The sequence below is a fragment of the Allobranchiibius sp. GilTou73 genome (genome assembly GCF_021391335.1).
Taxonomy (GTDB): Bacteria; Actinomycetota; Actinomycetes; order Actinomycetales; family Dermatophilaceae; genus Allobranchiibius; species Allobranchiibius huperziae.
Genome location: NZ_CP090051.1, coordinates 18,986 through 34,113, shown reverse-complemented (window position 1 = coordinate 34,113; position 15,128 = coordinate 18,986). Strand labels below are relative to the sequence as shown.

Below are 15,128 nucleotides of genomic sequence, written 5' to 3'. Positions count from 1 at the left end.
AGGCGCGCAGCGGCTGGTCAGGAACGTGCACGCACCGCATTAGCCTTGTCCCATGCCGAATCTGCTCGCCTGCGAGCGCATCTCGCTGGCGCTGGGCACCCGTCAACTCCTCGACGAAGTCTCCCTCGGCGTCGGCACGGGAGACCGCATCGGGGTTGTCGGGCGCAACGGCGGCGGCAAGTCGACGCTGCTGCGGGTGCTCGCGGGGGTCCAGGGCGTGGACGACGGCCGGGTCACGCGGGTCGGCGGTCTGCGGGTCGGGATGCTCTCCCAGGACGACCGGCTCGACCCGGCGTCCACGGTGCACGCCGCCGTGGTCGGCGACCGCGCCGAGCACGAGTGGGCCGCCGACGCCCGGGTGCGCGACATCCTGGACGGGCTGCTGGGCGGTGTCGGTTTCGACACCGTCGGGGGCCCGGGCGCCCTGGTCGGGCCGCTGTCCGGGGGCGAACGTCGCCGCATCGCGCTCGCGCGCCTGCTCATCGACGACCCCGCGCTGCTGCTGCTCGACGAGCCCACCAACCACCTCGACGTCGAGGGCGTGCAGTGGCTGGCCGCGCACCTGGTGCGCCACCGCGCGGGCACCTCGGGCGCGTTCGCCACGATCACCCACGACCGGTGGTTCCTCGACGAGATCGCGACCCGCACCTGGGAGGTCGTGGACGGTCAGGTCGAGCAGTACGACGGCGGTTACGCGGCGTACGTGCTCGCCAAGAACGAGCGCGACCGGATGGCCGCGGTCACCGAGGAACGCCGCACCAACCTGCTGCGCAAGGAGCTGGCCTGGCTGCGCCGCGGACCGCCGGCCCGCACCAGCAAGCCGCGCTTCCGCATCGACGCGGCCAACGAGCTGATCGCCGGTGAGCCGGAGCCGCGCAACGGGGTCGAGCTCGTCCGCTTCGCCACCACCCGTCTCGGGAAGGACGTCGTCGATCTCATCGACGCGACCGTCACCGTCGACGAGCGGCCGCTCATCGATCGCCAGACCTGGCGACTTGCTCCCGGTGAGCGCACCGGCATCGTCGGGGCCAACGGCGCCGGCAAGTCGACCCTGTTACGGGCGATCGAGGGCACCCAGCCGCTCTCGGCCGGAAAACGTAAGCAGGGCAAGACCGTTCAGCTCGCGATGTTGACCCAGGAGGTTCGCGAGTTGGAGCGCTTCGACGGGCTGCGGGTGATCGACGCGATCACCGACGTCAAGTCGCACATCATGCTCGAGGGCAAGGAGGTCAGCGCCAGCAGCCTGGCCAAGCGGCTCGGTTTCGACGGCGGCCGCCAGCAGGTGCGGGTGTCCCAGCTCTCCGGTGGCGAGCGGCGTCGTCTGCAGTTCCTGCGGCTGCTGATGCACGAGCCGAACGTGCTGCTGCTGGACGAGCCGACCAACGATCTGGACATCGAGACCCTGACCTCGATGGAGGACGTGCTCGACGGATGGGCCGGCACGCTCGTCGTGGTCTCCCACGACCGCTACCTGCTGGAGCGGATGTGCGACCGGCAGGTGGCGCTTCTCGGCGACGGCCAGATCCGCGAGCTGCCGGGTGGGGTGCACCAGTTCCTCGAGCTGCGCGCGGCCCGGCGGGCTCGTTCGGACGACGGCGCGCCGACTCGTGTGGCCGCGCCGCAGGCCGCGCGGACGGACCCCGCTCAGCAGCGAGAGGCGCGCAAGGACATGGCCCGGTTGGAGCGCTCGATGTCCAAGCTGGCCGACCGTGAGCAGATGCTGCACGACGCGCTGGTCTCGGCGGCGTCCGACCACGCCCGCGCGGCGGAGCTGGACGGTCAGTTACGCGCGCTGCACGCCGAACGCGAGGAGATGGAGCTCAGCTGGCTGGAGATCGCCGAATCCGTGGAGGACTGAGCGAGTCTCAGGCCTCTACGGCGGTGAGCAGGGTGCGCAGCGTGCCCGCCAGCCGCTCCTGCTCGCGGACCGGCAGGTGTGCCAGGAGCTTCTGTTCGTGCTCCAGCAGGTCGGCCATGGCGGCGTCGACGACGGCGAGCCCGGACGGGGTCAGTCGCACCAGGACGCCGCGGCGATCGTGCGGCGCGGGGCCACGGCGTACGAAACCACGCTGCTCCAGTCGGTCGACGCGGTTGGTCATGGTGCCGCTGGTGACCAGGGTCTGCTGCATGAGGGCGCCCGGTGAGAGTCGGTAGGGCTTGCCCACCCTGCGCAGGGCGGACAGCACATCGAACTCCCAGCCGTCGAGGTCGTGCTTGCTGAACGCCGTGCCGCGCGCCTGGTCGAGCAACCGGGCGAGGCGGGTGATGCGCGAGAGCACTTGCAGCGGGCGGACATTCAGGTCGGGGCGCTCGCGCGACCAGGCGTCGACGATGGCATCGACGTCGTCCTGCGGAGCTGGCCGATCGGGTCGATCGGGTCGATCGGGTCGATCGGGTCGATCGGGTCGATCAAGCATGGACCGACTATAGCCAGCATCAAGCTTCTTGACATCAAGACATCATCGAGTATCTTGATATCAAGATACTTCTCTGCAGGAGGCGACGCATGGCGACCTGGGATCCGACGCAGTACGAGCGCTACGCCGACCTGCGCACCCGACCGTTCCTCGACCTGCTGGCGCGCGTCCCGCACCACGATCCGAAGGTCGTCCTCGACCTGGGCTGCGGCAACGGGATCGCCACGCTGATCGCCGCCGAACGCTGGCCCGACGCGACGGTGGTCGGCGTCGACGACTCGGTCGACATGCTGCGCAAGGCCGCCGACCGCGACACTGCCGGGCGGGTGCGCTGGGTGGAGGCCGACGTCGCGACCGTCGACGTCGGCGCGTACGGCCGGCCCGACGTGATCCTGACGAACGCAACGCTGCAGTGGGTACCCGGCCACCTCGACCTGATTCCGCGCTGGCTCGAATCACTCGCCGAGTCAGGTGTCTTCGCCATGCAGGTGCCGGGCAACTTCGACGCGCCCTCGCACCGGATCATTCGAGAGACGGCGCGCGAGCAGCAGAGGGGAGCGGAGCTGGTGGGGCTGCTGCGCGCGGACCCGGTCTCCGAGCCGCAGGGATACGCCGACGTCCTGGCCGCCGCCGGCGCGCGCCTCGACGTGTGGGAGACCACCTACCTGCAGGTGCTCGACGCCGCGGGGGAGCAGGACCATCCGGTGCTGGAATGGGTGAAGGGCACTGCGCTTCGGCCGCTGCTCGACGTACTGGATCCGGCTGAGACCCGGGCGTTCCTCGCCGATCTCGCGGACCGGCTGAACGCCGCCTACCCTCGCGCGGCGTACGGCGTCCCGTTCCCCTTCCGGCGGATCTTCGCGGTCGGTGTTCTCGAGGCGCGACCGTGACGGCGCTCGGGCTGCACCACGTGCAACTCGCCTGCCCGTCCGGGTCGGAGGAGGCGTTGCGAGGCTTCTACACCGGTGTCCTCGGGCTGGCGGAGATCGAGAAGCCGGAGAGGTTGCGCGCGCGTGGAGGGTGCTGGTTCCAGGTCGGCCCGCAGGAGTTGCACCTCGGCGTCCAGGAGATGTTCACCCCGGCGAAGAAGGCCCACCCCTGCGTGCTGGTGGACGACCTGGATGCGGTCGCGGCCGCCGTGCGAGCGGCAGGCGGCGAGGTCAGGCCGAGTGACGACATTCCGGGTGTCCGCCGCTTCCACACCGACGACCCGGTCGGCAACCGCGTGGAGATCCAGCAGGCCTGAGAGCGGGGTGCCGTCCGCAATCGTGGGGCCCCGCTCGGCCCGGAACGAGCGGTCAGCGCGCGATGCGCAGTCAGTCGGCAGGTGTCGGGGGCGCCGCGCGGGACGGCAGGACCGGGTTCTTCTGCAGATCGTGCAGCCCGTTCCACATCAGGTTGATGATGTTCTCGGCGACGAACTCCTTGTCCGGCCGGTCCTGGCGGCGGTCGTTGTGGCCCGCTCGGTCCGAAACGTGCGCACGAGCGGCTCCGCGGCCGCCGTTGTGGCCCGCTCGGTCCGAAACGAGCGGAAAGGTGGCCCTGCGGCGCTCGTTGTGGCCCGCTCGGTCCGAAACGAGCGGAAAGGTGGCCCTGCGGCGCTCGTTCTGGCCCGCTCGGTCTCAAACCAGCGGGGGGAACGCCGGGTCAGTCGGCGGGTGTCGGGGGCGCCGTGCGGGACGGCAGGACCGGGTTCTTCTGCAGATCGTGCAGCCCGTTCCACATCAGGTTGATGATGTGCGCGGCGACGAACTCCTTGTCCGGCCGGTCCTCGTGGTGGATCCACCACACACCGGTGAGCGCGATGCTCCCGATCAGCGTCTGCGCGTAGACCGGCGCGGGGGTGGGGTCGAAACCGTGACTCTCGAACGTCGCCTCGAAGAGCTCCTCGACCCGTACGGCGATCGCCGACATCAGGCTCGCGGCCGACCCGTCGCCGTGCCACGAGGGCGAACTGCGCACCAGCACCTCGAAGGACGAGGGTGAGGACTCCATGAAGTCCAGCAACGCCAGGACCGCCCGCTCGAGCAGGACGCGGATCCCCGCCGGCTCGGAGAGGGCATTGGTGATCGCCGCGAGGATGCCCTGGATCGCCCGGTCGACGACGACCGCGTAGAGGCCTTCCTTGCCGCCGAAGTGCTCGTACACGACCGGCTTGGTGACGCCGGCGCGGGTCGCGATCTCCTCGACGGTGGCGCCCTGCACACCGTCGGAGGCGAAGATGTCGCGGCCGACGACGATGAGCTGCTCCCGTCGCTGGGTGGCGGTCATACGGGTGCGCGGCTGAGGTGGGGCCATCCGCCCATTGTGGGGTAGGCCCGCGTCGTTGCGGTCCAGGCACGCGCGCGACGTCCTCTACCCTTGTCGGCGTTCGGCGTCTCCCGAGGGAGGCAGCCGGGCGTTCCCCGGTTGCTCTGCTGGTAGGGGCCGCCTGACTTTGAATCAGGATTAGCGACGTTGGTTCGATTCCAACCCGGGGAGCCGCCGCCCCGAGCCTGCGTCCGGGTCCGACCGGTAGCATCGCGTCCGAAACCGGCCGCCTAACTGCGCTGTCCGCAGCCTCGAGGAGCCCTACGAGTGAGCCCCACCCCCGCCGCCGTGATCGTCCTGTCTGCTGGGGACGGCACGCGGATGCGATCGTCGATCAACAAGGCGCTGCATCGGATCGGCGGCCGTCCCCTCGTCGCCCATGCGCTGTACGCGGCAACCGGCACCGGAGCCGCGCACGTCTCGGTCGTCGTACGCGCCCAACGTGATGCCGTCGCCGAGGCGGCGCGAGCGGTCGACCCGGACGTCCTGATCGCCGACCAGGACGAGGTCTACGGCACCGGTCGCGCTGTCGAGTGCGCGCTGGCCGTGCTGCCGACCGACCTTCAGGGCACCGTGCTCGTCATCACCGGCGACACCCCGCTGCTCACGGCGCAGACGCTCTCGGACCTCACGCGGCACCACGAGTCGACCGACGCCGTCGCCACCGTCGTGACCGGGATCGTGCCGGACGCGGCCGGCTACGGGCGCATCGTCCGCGGTGCCGACGGCACCGTGCAGGCCATCGTCGAGCACAAGCACGCCACCCCCGAGCAGCGCGAGATCGGTGAGTTCAACTCCGGTCTCTTCGCCTTCGACGCCGGCCACCTGCGCGACACGATCGGCCAGATCGAGGTGCACGGCGAGGGCGGCGAGAAGTACCTGACCGACGTCGTCGGGGCCGTCGTGGGGCAGGGGCACAGCGTCTCGGCGTACGTCCTTGACGACCTGTGGCAGACCGAGGGCGTCAACGACAAGGCGCAGCTCGCGCGGCTCGGCAAGGAGCTCAACCGGCGCATCGTGGACCGGCTGATGACGCAGAGCGGCGCCGTCGTGATCGACCCCGACACCACCTGGGTCGACATGGACGTCAGCGTCGGACGCGACACCGTGATCGAGCCGGGCACCCAGCTGCGCGGCGCCACGACAATCGGCGCCGACTGCACGATCGGACCTGACTCGACGCTGACCGACATGGAGATCGGCGACGGCGCGAAGGTCGTCCGCACGCACGCCGAGCTCTCCGTCGTCGGGCCCGGCGCGTCCGTCGGCCCGTTCGCCTACCTGCGCCCGGGCACCGAACTCGGTGCCGACTCCAAGATCGGCACCTTCGTGGAGGCCAAGAACTCCACCATCGGCAAGGGCAGCAAGGTGCCGCACCTCTCGTATGTCGGCGACGCCACCATCGGCGAGCGCAGCAACATCGGTGCCGCCAGCGTCTTCGTGAACTACGACGGGGTGACCAAGCACCGCTCCTACGTCGGCAACGACTGCCGGATGGGCAGCGACAACATGTACGTCGCCCCGGTCACCGTCGGCGACGGCGCGGGATCGGGTGCGGGCGCGGTGATCCGCAAGGACGTGCCGCCGGGCGCGCTCGCGATCTCGGTCGCCGCCCAGCGCAACATCGAGGGCTGGGCCCTGCAGAAACGACCGGGCACCGCGCAGGCCGAGGCCGCAGAAGCGGCGCTGCGAGATCGCGGCGACGCCGCCCCTGCGACCGAGGACGAGACACTGTGAGCGGCCTGACCAAGACCACCGAGAAGAAGCTCATCATCGTCAGCGGCCGGGCCCACCCGGACCTGGCCGAGCAGGTCGCCGCCGGGATCGGCACCTCGCTGGTGCCCACCGCGGCGTACGACTTCGCCAACAGCGAGATCTACGTGCGCTACGAGGAGTCGGTGCGCGGCTGCGACGCCTTCGTGATCCAGAGTCACACCGCATCGGTCAACAACTGGATCATGGAGCAGCTGATCATGGTCGACGCGCTGAAGCGCGCCTCGGCCAAGCGGATCACGGTGGTCACGCCGTTCTACGGCTACGCCCGCCAGGACAAGAAGTCCCGCGGCCGCGAGCCCATCAGCGCCCGCCTGATGGCCGACCTGTTCAAGACCGCCGGCGCCGACCGACTGATGGCGCTGGATCTGCACACCGACCAGATCCAGGGCTTCTTCGACGGTCCCGTGGACCACCTGCAGGCGCTGCCCATCCTGGCCGACTACGTGTCGAGCAAGTACGGCGACCGCGAACTGGCCGTGGTCTCACCGGACGCCGGCCGGATCAAGGTCGCGGAGTCGTGGTCCAAGCGCCTCGGCGGGGTGCCGCTGGCCTTCATCCACAAGACGCGCGACGTCACACAGCCCAACAAGAGCGTGGCGAACCGTGTCATCGGCCAGGTGCGCGGGCGCTTGTGCATCCTCGTCGACGACATGATCGACAGCGGCGGCACCATCTGCAACGCCGCCGACGCCCTCATGAATGACGGCGCAGCCGGCGTGGTCATCGCGGCGACCCACCCGATCTTCTCCGGGCCGGCCATCGAGCGGATGCGCGACTCCGTGGCCTCCGAGGTGATCGTCACCGACACCCTGCCGGTGCCTGCCGACAAGCAGTTCGACAAGCTCACCGTGCTGTCGATCGCACCGCTGCTCAGCCAGGCCATCCGCGAGGTCTTCGAGGACGGCTCGGTCACCAGCATGTTCGACGGTCAGTCCTGACCTTTCCGGTGACGATGAGGTCGTTGCGCGCTCCATAGGGCGCGCGGCGACCCCACCGACGGCCGGGGCTCGATTTGGGCGTCGGCGAGCGCTCGGCATACGATCAGCGACGTTGCCTCGGCGAGGGACGGTGCGCGAACGCACCGGTGATCCGTGATCGACGATGCTCCGCCCGCGAGGTGTTCCCCGCGGTGGTGCGCGTCGAGCATGAGCTCCGCGATCTTCACGCCCTGTCCCGCGTCGAGGCCCATCTTCTGAAGACCCCGCTGATCAAAGGATTTCGTCATGGCCACGACCGAGAACAAGCTCCACGCCGAGTCGCGCACCGAGTTCGGTAAGGGCGCGGCCCGCCGCATCCGCCGCGCGCACAAGATCCCCGCGGTGCTCTACGGGCACGGCAGCGACCCCGTCCACATGACCCTGCCGGGCCACGAGACCATGCTGCTGCTGAAGAACGCGAACGCGATCCTCACGATCGACCTGGAGGGCACCGAGCACCTCGCCCTGGCCAAGGACGTGCAGCGCGACGCGATCAAGCCGGTCATCGAGCACATCGACCTGGTCATCGTCCGCCGCGGCGAGAAGGTCGTCGTCGACGTCCCCGTGCACATCGAGGGCGAGGCCGGCATCGAGACAGTCGTCACCGTCGAGAACAGCACGCTGTCCGTGCTGGCCGACGCCTTCAAGATCCCCGAGTCGGTCACCGTCTCCGTCGAGGGCCTCGAGGCCGGCAGCCAGATCCTGGCCAAGGACGTCACGCTGCCCGCCGGCGCCGAGCTGGAGGCGGACGAGGAGCTGCTCATCGTCAACATCGTGCAGCAGCAGTCGGTCGAGGAGCTGGAGAGCGAGCTCGCCGAGGCTGAGGCCGAGGCCGGCATCGAGCGCGAGGAGTCCGACGAGGACGAGGCCGCCGAGGCCGAGGCTGCCGAGGGCGAGTCCGACGACGCCGAGAAGGGCGACGACTCCGAGTAAGCATCTCCCTGAGACGTCGAGTGCGCGTTTCGCCCCCGGAAGCTGTCGGTCCGGGCGTGCGAAGCGCGCCTTCGGCGTCGATGGGGGTGATCGGCCGTCGCGCGGCGGCCGTGTCCGTCCGGGCATACTGACTGCCCGTGGACCCTTGGCTGATCGTCGGACTCGGCAACCCGGGCACGGCGTACGCCGGCAACCGGCACAACGTCGGTGCGATGGTGGCCGAGCTGCTGGCCGACCGCGCGGGGGCGACCCTGAAGGCCCACAAGGCGCGTGCCCGCGGGGCGCGGATCCGCCTCGGTACCGCCGGAGGAGGTCTCCCGGGCCCGTCGGCGGTGGTCGCGGTGCCTGCCACCTACATGAACGAGTCGGGCGGCCCGGTCGCCGCGCTGATGAGCTTCTTCAAGATCCCGCCCGAGCGGTTGATCGTGGTGCACGACGAGCTCGACATCGACTTCGGCGCGGTCCGGCTCAAGCGCGGTGGCGGCGAGGGCGGCCACAACGGGCTGCGCTCGATCACCAAGTCACTGGGCACCAAGGACTACTTGCGGGTGCGGGTGGGCATCGGGCGGCCGCCGGGCCGGATGGACGCGGCGTCGTACGTGCTGAAGGACTTCAACGCCACGGAGCGCAAGGAGCTGGACTTCCTCCTGCCGTCGGCGGTCGACGCGATCGACCTGCTGGTGCAGAAGGACCTTCCCGACGCCCAGAACGTCGTCCACGCCTGGTGACGGCCGCCCGGTTGTCAGCGGATTCGTGACGCCGGCGCCACAGAACCGCTGACAACCGGCGAGTTCCGGGGCGTCAGGCCGAGGTGCGCTCGAGGTCCTTCTTGAGGTTGGCCAGGGTGCGGGCGATGTTGCCGCGCTGCCAGTCGGCGAACGTCGACCCGCGGGTCACGACCTTGTCGAAACCCTTCGCCGCGAACGCCGGCCACCCGCTGCGTCCGTCGGTCCACACCTCGGTGACGGTCGTGCCGTCGGTCGACGGCTCCAGGCGGTACTCCCAGGTGGCGATGCGGGCCTTGAGGCCGGGCTTGCGCAGACCGATCGCCTTGACGTCGAACGCGAACCGGCGGCCCGGGTCCGAGGCGGTCACGACGCATCGTGTGTGCCACTTCGCGCCGAACCGGCTGTTGGCGCCGACGAACGACGTGCCGACCGGAGCGGGCCCGCCGGCGGTCTCGATGACGGCACCGGTGTTCTCCGGGCTCCACCGCCCCATCCGGGACGGGTCGCTGATGGCCTCGAAGACCTCCTGCGGGCTGACACCGGCGATGGTGACGGTGTCCTGGACGCTCATCTCACGGGGCATCACTCGATCGTAGGTGCCCGGCCGTCGACGTTTGTCCGCCGCGAGGGACCAGGCGGTGCCGTTGCGCGGGCCCGTGAGGGCTGTCTCAGCCCGCGCCTACACTGGAAACACCACCCCGAGATCTCGTGATCCGGGGCTTTTGTGCTGCCGACCGGAAGAAATGCCGTGCGCCTCGACCCGTTGCTCGATCTGCTGTCCGGTGACCCCGCCGTACGCCGTGTCCTGGACCTCCGCAGCTCCGCGGACGTCGTCGACGTCGCTGCCTCGCCCGGCGCCCGGGCGCCGCTGCTGTCCCTGCTGACGCGCCCCGGCGACGGGGCGCGGGTGCCGATCCTGGCCGTGACCGCCACCGGACGCGAGGCCGGCGACCTGTCCGAGGCGCTGCGCAGCCTGCTCCCCGAGCACGCCGTCGCGGAGTTCCCCAGCTGGGAGACGTTGCCTCACGAGCGGCTGAGCCCGCGCAGCGACACCGTCGGCCGTCGACTCGCCCTGCTGCGGCGCCTCGCGCACCCCGACCACGCCGAGCATGCGGAGCACGGCCCGATCGACGTCGTCGTGGCGAGCGTGCGCGCCGTCCTGCAGCCCATCGCCCACGGTCTCGGCGACCTGCAGCCGGTCGAGCTGCGGCCCGGCACCGACGCGCGACTCGAGGACGTCGTCGAGGCTCTCGCCGACGCGGCGTACGCCCGGGTCGACATGGTCGAACGCCGGGGCGAGTTCGCCGTTCGCGGAGGCATCCTCGACGTCTTCCCGCCGACCGAGGAGCACCCGCAGCGGGTGGAGTTCTGGGGCGACACCGTCGAGGAGGTGCGCTGGTTCAAGGTCGCCGACCAGCGCTCGCTGGAGATCGCCGAGGGCGGACTGTGGGCGCCGCCGTGCCGCGAGCTGCTGCTCACCACCGCGGTCCGCGACCGCGCCAGGGAGCTCGCGCCGCAGCTCGCCGGTGTCAGCGACATGCTGGAGAAGGTCGCCGAGGGCATCGCGGTCGAGGGCATGGAGTCCTTGTCGCCGATCCTGCTCGGCGACGCGATGCAGCCGCTGCTCGACGTGCTGCTGCCCGGCACCCACGTCGTGCTCTGCGATCCCGAACGCGTGCGCACCCGCGCCGCCGACCTGGTGACCACCAGCGAGGAGTTCCTCGACGCGAGCTGGGCCAACGCGGCCGCCGGCAACGTCGTACCGGTCGACCTGCGGGGCGCGCTCGGCACCGCGTCGTACTGGAGCCTGTCCCAGCTGCGCGACCACGCGCTGGACACCGGCCGGCCGTGGTGGTCGATGTCGTCGTTCTCCTCCGACGAGGAGCTGGTCGAGTTCGCCGAGGACGAGCTGCCGGGGGAGCGGATCACCCTGCACACGCAGGAGATCCCGGCCTACCGCAGCAACACCGAGCACGCCGTCGACGACCTGCGCAAGTGGGCCGCCGAGGGGCAGCGGGTGCTCGTGGTCACCGAGGGCCCCGGCCTGGCCAAGCGGGTCACCGAGGTGCTCTCGGAGAACGACGTCACCACCCGCGCGCTCGGCCCCCTCGACCCCGGCATGGTCGAGGTCAGCACCGGCTGTCTGGGGCGTGGCTTCGCCCTGCCGTCCAGCGACCTGGTCGTCGTGACCGAGGCCGACCTGACCGGCAGCCGCGGCACGAGCGGCAGCACCAAGGACATGCGCCGGATGCCCGCGCGCCGCCGCAACGTCGTCGACCCGCTGCAGCTGCGCCCCGGTGACTACGTCGTGCACGAGCAGCACGGTGTCGGCCGCTTCGTGGAGATGATGCAGCGCTCCGTGGGCGGCGCGACCCGCGAATACCTGGTGCTGGAGTACGCCGCGTCCAAGCGCGGGCAGCCCGGCGACCGGCTCTTCGTGCCGACCGATCAGCTCGACCAGGTCACTCGCTACGTCGGCGGCGAGCTGCCCACGCTCAACAGGATGGGCGGCTCGGACTGGCAGACCACCAAGTCGCGCGCCAAGCGGCACGTGCGCCAGATCGCCGGCGAGCTCATCCGGCTCTACTCGGCGCGGATGGCCACCGAGGGTCACGCGTTCGCACCCGACAGCCCGTGGCAGCACGAGCTGGAGGACGCCTTCGCCTACATCGAGACGCCCGATCAGCTCTCCAGCATCGACGAGGTCAAGGCCGACATGGAGAAGTCGGTGCCGATGGACCGGCTCATCTGCGGCGACGTCGGGTACGGCAAGACCGAGATCGCGGTGCGGGCGGCATTCAAGGCCATCCAGGACGGCAAGCAGGTCGCCGTGCTCTGCCCGACCACCCTGCTGGTGAAACAGCACGTGCAGACCTTCACCGAGCGCTACGCCGGCTTCCCCGTCGTGGTGAAGGCGTTGTCGCGCTTCCAGTCCGACCGCGAGGCACGCGAGGTGATCGAGGGGCTCAAGGGCGGCGGCGTCGATCTGGTCATCGGCACCCATCGACTGCTGTCGAAGGAGGTCCAGTACAAGGACCTCGGCCTCGTCGTGGTCGATGAGGAGCAGCGCTTCGGTGTCGAGCACAAGGAGCAGTTGAAGCAGATGCGCACCGCGGTCGACGTGCTCGCGATGTCCGCGACGCCGATCCCGCGCACCCTGGAGATGGCGGTCACCGGCATCCGCGAGATGTCCACTCTCGCAACGCCGCCCGAGGAGCGTCACCCCGTCCTGACCTTCGTCGGCGGCTGGGACGAGAAGCAGATCGGCGCCGCCGTGCGCCGCGAGCTCATGCGCGAGGGTCAGGTCTTCTTCATCCACAACAAGGTGGCGACGATCGAGAAGGCGGCCACGCGGCTGCGCGAACTCGTGCCCGAGGCGAGGGTGGTGACGGCGCACGGCAAGATGCCCGAGCAGCGCCTCGAGGACGTCGTCGTCGACTTCTGGGAACGCCGCGCCGATGTGCTGGTGTGCACCACGATCGTCGAGACGGGCCTGGACATCTCCAACGCCAACACGCTGATCGTCGAGCGGGCCGACCTGATGGGCCTGTCGCAGCTGCACCAGCTGCGCGGCCGCGTCGGTCGAGGGCGCGAACGCGCGTACGCCTACTTCCTCTTCCCGCCCGAGAAGCCGTTGACCGAGACGGCGCACGACCGGCTGCAGACCATCGCCAGCCACACCGACCTCGGCGCCGGCATGCAGGTCGCCATGAAGGACCTGGAGATCCGTGGCGCGGGCAACCTGCTCGGCGGCGAGCAGTCCGGCCACATCGCCGGCGTGGGCTTCGACCTGTACGTGCGGATGGTGGGCGAAGCCGTGGCCGACTTCCGCGGGGAGAAGGACACCACCCCGAACGAGGTCAAGATCGAGCTGCCGGTCGACGCGCACCTGCCGCACGAGTACGTGCCGGGGGAGCGGTTGCGGCTCGAGGCGTACAAGAAGCTGGCGGTCGTGGAGGACGAGCACGGCCTCACCGAGATCGAGGCGGAGCTGCAGGACCGCTACGGCACACCGCCGCAGCCGGTCCGCAACCTGTTCGAGGTGGCGCGGCTGCGGATCATCGCCCGGCAGGGCGGGGTGGGGGACATCAGCTCCCAGGGCCGCTACATCCGGTTCGGCCCACTGGAGCTGCGTGAGAGCCAGTCGCTGCGCCTGCAGCGGCTCTTCCCCGGCACGCTGGTGAAGCCGACGCACGCCCTGGTGCCGACGCCGAAGACGGCACCGGTCGGCGGCCAGCCGCTGCGCGACCTGGAGGTGCTGCGCTGGGCGACGGCCCTGGTGAAGGCGGTGCTGCTGGACGACATCGCGGCGGCCGCCGGAGCCGCGGGCGCGTGAGCCGGAGCGTGCTGGCATGATGACCGCTGTCGTTCGAGGAGGTCCACAAGTGAGTACGTCGCGCCGTGCCGTCGGCATCGCCGCCCTAGCCGTCACCGTCGTCGGGGTCAGCGGGTGCGGTAGCAGCCAGCTGTTCCACAACAGCACCACCGCTGCGTCCTACGACGGCACCCGCGTCAGCGTCGATCAGGTGCAGGACGCGGTCACCCAGATCAAGCAGGCGTTCGGCTCCGGCGCCGCGGACTTCAACTCCCGCTCCGCCATCACCTATCTGGTGTTCGCCAACGACTTCCAGCGCGTCGCCGCGGAGCAGGGCGGCGCGTTCTCCGCGGCGCAGGCCCGCCAGGAGTTCGCGCAGCGCAACGTCGCCAACCCCTCGACCGCCGCCATCGACGCGCTGCGCAGCAACGTCGCGGTCACCAACATCAGCAACTCCCAGGCCGGCGTCGCTGAGATCACCAAGATCGTCAACGCCGCCAAGGTCGAGATCAACCCGCGGTTTGGCCGATGGGGCGGCGCCAACGGGGTGCTCGCGACCTCAGAGCCGTGGATCGTCAGCAAGAGTTCGAGCAAGGGCTGACCATCGCCGACGTCGCGCGCGAGGCGTCGCTCGCGATCCTCGTCACTTCCCCCGGGTGCCCGCCGGCCTGCTCAGCAGGTCCGCCTGGCAGGTGCTCGAGGCGGCCGACGTCGTCTACGCCGCGGATCCGGACGAGCCGGTGCCGGACGCGGTCCGCACCAGCGGCGTCGAGGTGCGGGCGACCCGATACGACGACCGCCGCGAGCTGGCGCGAGCGCTCGCCCAGCACGACGGCCGGGTGGTCTGGATCGGCTCCGCGGACGGCGACCCCGGCCTGACCGATGCACTCGCCGGTGAGTTGACCCGGCTGGAGACCCCGCCGTCGGTGGAGATCGTCGTCGGCTCCTGGGATCTGCCGGGAGCCCGGCTGCTGGACGCGGTCGCCGTGATGGACACGCTGCGGTCGCCCGGCGGCTGTCCATGGGACGCCGAGCAGACCCACGACAGTCTGGCGAAGTACCTGGTCGAAGAGACCTACGAGACGCTCGAGGCCATCGAACGACGCGATCGTGCCCACCTCGCCGAGGAGCTCGGCGACGTCCTGCTGCAGGTGCTCTTCCACGCGCGTCTCGCGGCCGAGGACCAGCAGGAGCCGTTCGACATCGACGACGTCGCGGGCGGCCTCGTCGCCAAGCTGATCCGGCGCCACCCGCATGTCTTCGGCGACGGTGACGCCACCACCGCCGGTGAGGTCGAGGCCTCGTGGGAGCAGATCAAGGCCGCCGAGAAGCCCGACCGGGACGCCGGCGACCTGCTGGCCGGCATCCCCAAGGGACTGCCCACCCTGCTCGTCGCGGAGAAGCTGCTGTCCCGTGCCGCCCGGCGGGGCGTCGACCTCACGTACGACGAGTCGGCCGGCTCCCAGCTACTGCGGCAGGTCGCGGCGGCGCGCGAGCGCGGGGAGTCCGCCGAAGCGTTGCTGGCCCGAGAGGTGCAGGCGGTGGCGGAGCGGTCACGGCCGCTGTCCCGCCCCGAGGAGTGACCGGGACGCAGGGAGGACCGAGAGCCACAGGCCGACCTGTGGCTCCGGGCCCTACCTGAGTCACGGTGGTTCTGCGCGCCGCGCGCGCC

13 protein-coding genes and 1 tRNA gene are annotated in these 15,128 nt (G+C 70.6%); 11 read left to right on the top strand and 3 right to left on the bottom strand.

The annotated features are described in order from the left end of the window. The first annotated feature begins 52 nt into the window (after positions 1 to 52). Positions 53 to 1,858 carry an ABC-F family ATP-binding cassette domain-containing protein gene (locus tag LVQ62_RS00160; RefSeq protein WP_233763487.1) on the top strand — a complete coding sequence of 602 codons (1,806 nt, stop codon included), beginning with the start codon at positions 53 to 55 and terminating at the stop codon, positions 1,856 to 1,858. Positions 1,859 to 1,865: 7 nt separating this feature from the next. Here the strand turns inward: LVQ62_RS00160 and LVQ62_RS00155 are convergent, their stop codons facing one another. After that, complete coding sequence (locus tag LVQ62_RS00155) at positions 1,866 to 2,417, bottom strand: MarR family winged helix-turn-helix transcriptional regulator (protein WP_233763485.1); 552 nt, start codon at positions 2,415 to 2,417, stop codon at positions 1,866 to 1,868. A gap of 89 nt (positions 2,418 to 2,506) precedes the next feature. On the opposite strand from LVQ62_RS00155, the gene LVQ62_RS00150 reads away from it, so the two are divergent. Both LVQ62_RS00150 and LVQ62_RS00145 read left to right on the top strand, forming a co-directional pair. Then, positions 2,507 to 3,307 (top strand): methyltransferase domain-containing protein, encoded by an 801-nt coding sequence (locus LVQ62_RS00150; protein ID WP_233763483.1) that lies wholly within the window; start codon positions 2,507 to 2,509, stop codon positions 3,305 to 3,307. Continuing rightward, positions 3,304 to 3,663, top strand: coding sequence for a VOC family protein (locus LVQ62_RS00145; protein ID WP_233763481.1), 360 nt, complete (start codon positions 3,304 to 3,306; stop codon positions 3,661 to 3,663). The genes LVQ62_RS00150 and LVQ62_RS00145 overlap by 4 nt, the downstream gene beginning before the upstream one ends. Positions 3,664 to 4,064: 401 nt before the next feature. Here LVQ62_RS00145 and LVQ62_RS00140 read toward each other — a convergent pair whose 3' ends face one another. Then, a complete protein-coding gene (locus LVQ62_RS00140; RefSeq protein WP_233763479.1) occupies positions 4,065 to 4,715 on the bottom strand; it encodes a TetR/AcrR family transcriptional regulator in 651 nt (216 codons plus the stop codon). A gap of 104 nt (positions 4,716 to 4,819) precedes the next feature. On the opposite strand from LVQ62_RS00140, the gene LVQ62_RS00135 reads away from it, so the two are divergent. The 5 genes from LVQ62_RS00135 to pth all read left to right on the top strand — a co-directional run bounded on the left by LVQ62_RS00135 (position 4,820) and on the right by pth (position 9,141). Continuing rightward, a tRNA-Gln gene (locus LVQ62_RS00135) sits at positions 4,820 to 4,898 on the top strand. Between the two features lie 96 nt (positions 4,899 to 4,994). Further along, positions 4,995 to 6,464 carry a bifunctional UDP-N-acetylglucosamine diphosphorylase/glucosamine-1-phosphate N-acetyltransferase GlmU gene (glmU, locus tag LVQ62_RS00130; RefSeq protein WP_233763478.1) on the top strand — a complete coding sequence of 490 codons (1,470 nt, stop codon included), beginning with the start codon at positions 4,995 to 4,997 and terminating at the stop codon, positions 6,462 to 6,464. Next, on the top strand, positions 6,461 to 7,441 hold the full coding sequence (locus tag LVQ62_RS00125) for a ribose-phosphate diphosphokinase (protein ID WP_233763476.1): 981 nt from the start codon (positions 6,461 to 6,463) through the stop codon (positions 7,439 to 7,441). The genes glmU and LVQ62_RS00125 overlap by 4 nt, the downstream gene beginning before the upstream one ends. A 285-nt stretch (positions 7,442 to 7,726) precedes the next feature. Then, positions 7,727 to 8,413: a 50S ribosomal protein L25/general stress protein Ctc gene (locus LVQ62_RS00120; RefSeq protein WP_179479093.1), complete on the top strand. Its 687-nt coding sequence runs from the start codon at positions 7,727 to 7,729 to the stop codon at positions 8,411 to 8,413. Positions 8,414 to 8,550: 137 nt separating this feature from the next. Beyond that, on the top strand, positions 8,551 to 9,141 hold the full coding sequence (gene pth / locus LVQ62_RS00115; RefSeq protein WP_370639651.1) for an aminoacyl-tRNA hydrolase: 591 nt from the start codon (positions 8,551 to 8,553) through the stop codon (positions 9,139 to 9,141). 73 nt (positions 9,142 to 9,214) lie between these two features. Here pth and LVQ62_RS00110 read toward each other — a convergent pair whose 3' ends face one another. After that, complete coding sequence (locus LVQ62_RS00110) at positions 9,215 to 9,724, bottom strand: SRPBCC family protein (protein WP_233763474.1); 510 nt, start codon at positions 9,722 to 9,724, stop codon at positions 9,215 to 9,217. Positions 9,725 to 9,889: 165 nt separating this feature from the next. On the opposite strand from LVQ62_RS00110, the gene mfd reads away from it, so the two are divergent. Genes mfd through LVQ62_RS00095 form a run of 3 tightly spaced genes read left to right on the top strand, consistent with a single transcriptional unit; the run spans position 9,890 to position 15,039 of the window. Continuing rightward, a complete protein-coding gene (gene mfd, locus LVQ62_RS00105) occupies positions 9,890 to 13,477 on the top strand; it encodes a transcription-repair coupling factor (protein ID WP_233763472.1) in 3,588 nt (1,195 codons plus the stop codon). Between the two features lie 49 nt (positions 13,478 to 13,526). Further along, complete coding sequence (locus LVQ62_RS00100) at positions 13,527 to 14,057, top strand: hypothetical protein (RefSeq protein WP_208051427.1); 531 nt, start codon at positions 13,527 to 13,529, stop codon at positions 14,055 to 14,057. Positions 14,058 to 14,112: 55 nt separating this feature from the next. Next, positions 14,113 to 15,039, top strand: coding sequence for a MazG family protein (locus LVQ62_RS00095; RefSeq protein ID WP_233763470.1), 927 nt, complete (start codon positions 14,113 to 14,115; stop codon positions 15,037 to 15,039). Positions 15,040 to 15,128 lie beyond the last annotated feature (89 nt).

Bases quoted from the DNA above. Each gene is read 5' to 3' on its own strand.
- LVQ62_RS00150 (WP_233763483.1), top strand. From the start codon at position 2,507: ATGGCGACCTGGGATCCGACGCAGTACGAGCGCTACGCCGACCTGCGC.
- LVQ62_RS00160 (WP_233763487.1), top strand. From the start codon at position 53: ATGCCGAATCTGCTCGCCTGCGAGCGCATCTCGCTGGCGCTGGGCACC.
- LVQ62_RS00110 (WP_233763474.1), bottom strand. From the start codon at position 9,724: ATGCCCCGTGAGATGAGCGTCCAGGACACCGTCACCATCGCCGGTGTC.
- LVQ62_RS00140 (WP_233763479.1), bottom strand. From the start codon at position 4,715: ATGGCCCCACCTCAGCCGCGCACCCGTATGACCGCCACCCAGCGACGG.
- LVQ62_RS00120 (WP_179479093.1), top strand. From the start codon at position 7,727: ATGGCCACGACCGAGAACAAGCTCCACGCCGAGTCGCGCACCGAGTTC.
- LVQ62_RS00155 (WP_233763485.1), bottom strand. From the start codon at position 2,417: ATGCTTGATCGACCCGATCGACCCGATCGACCCGATCGACCCGATCGA.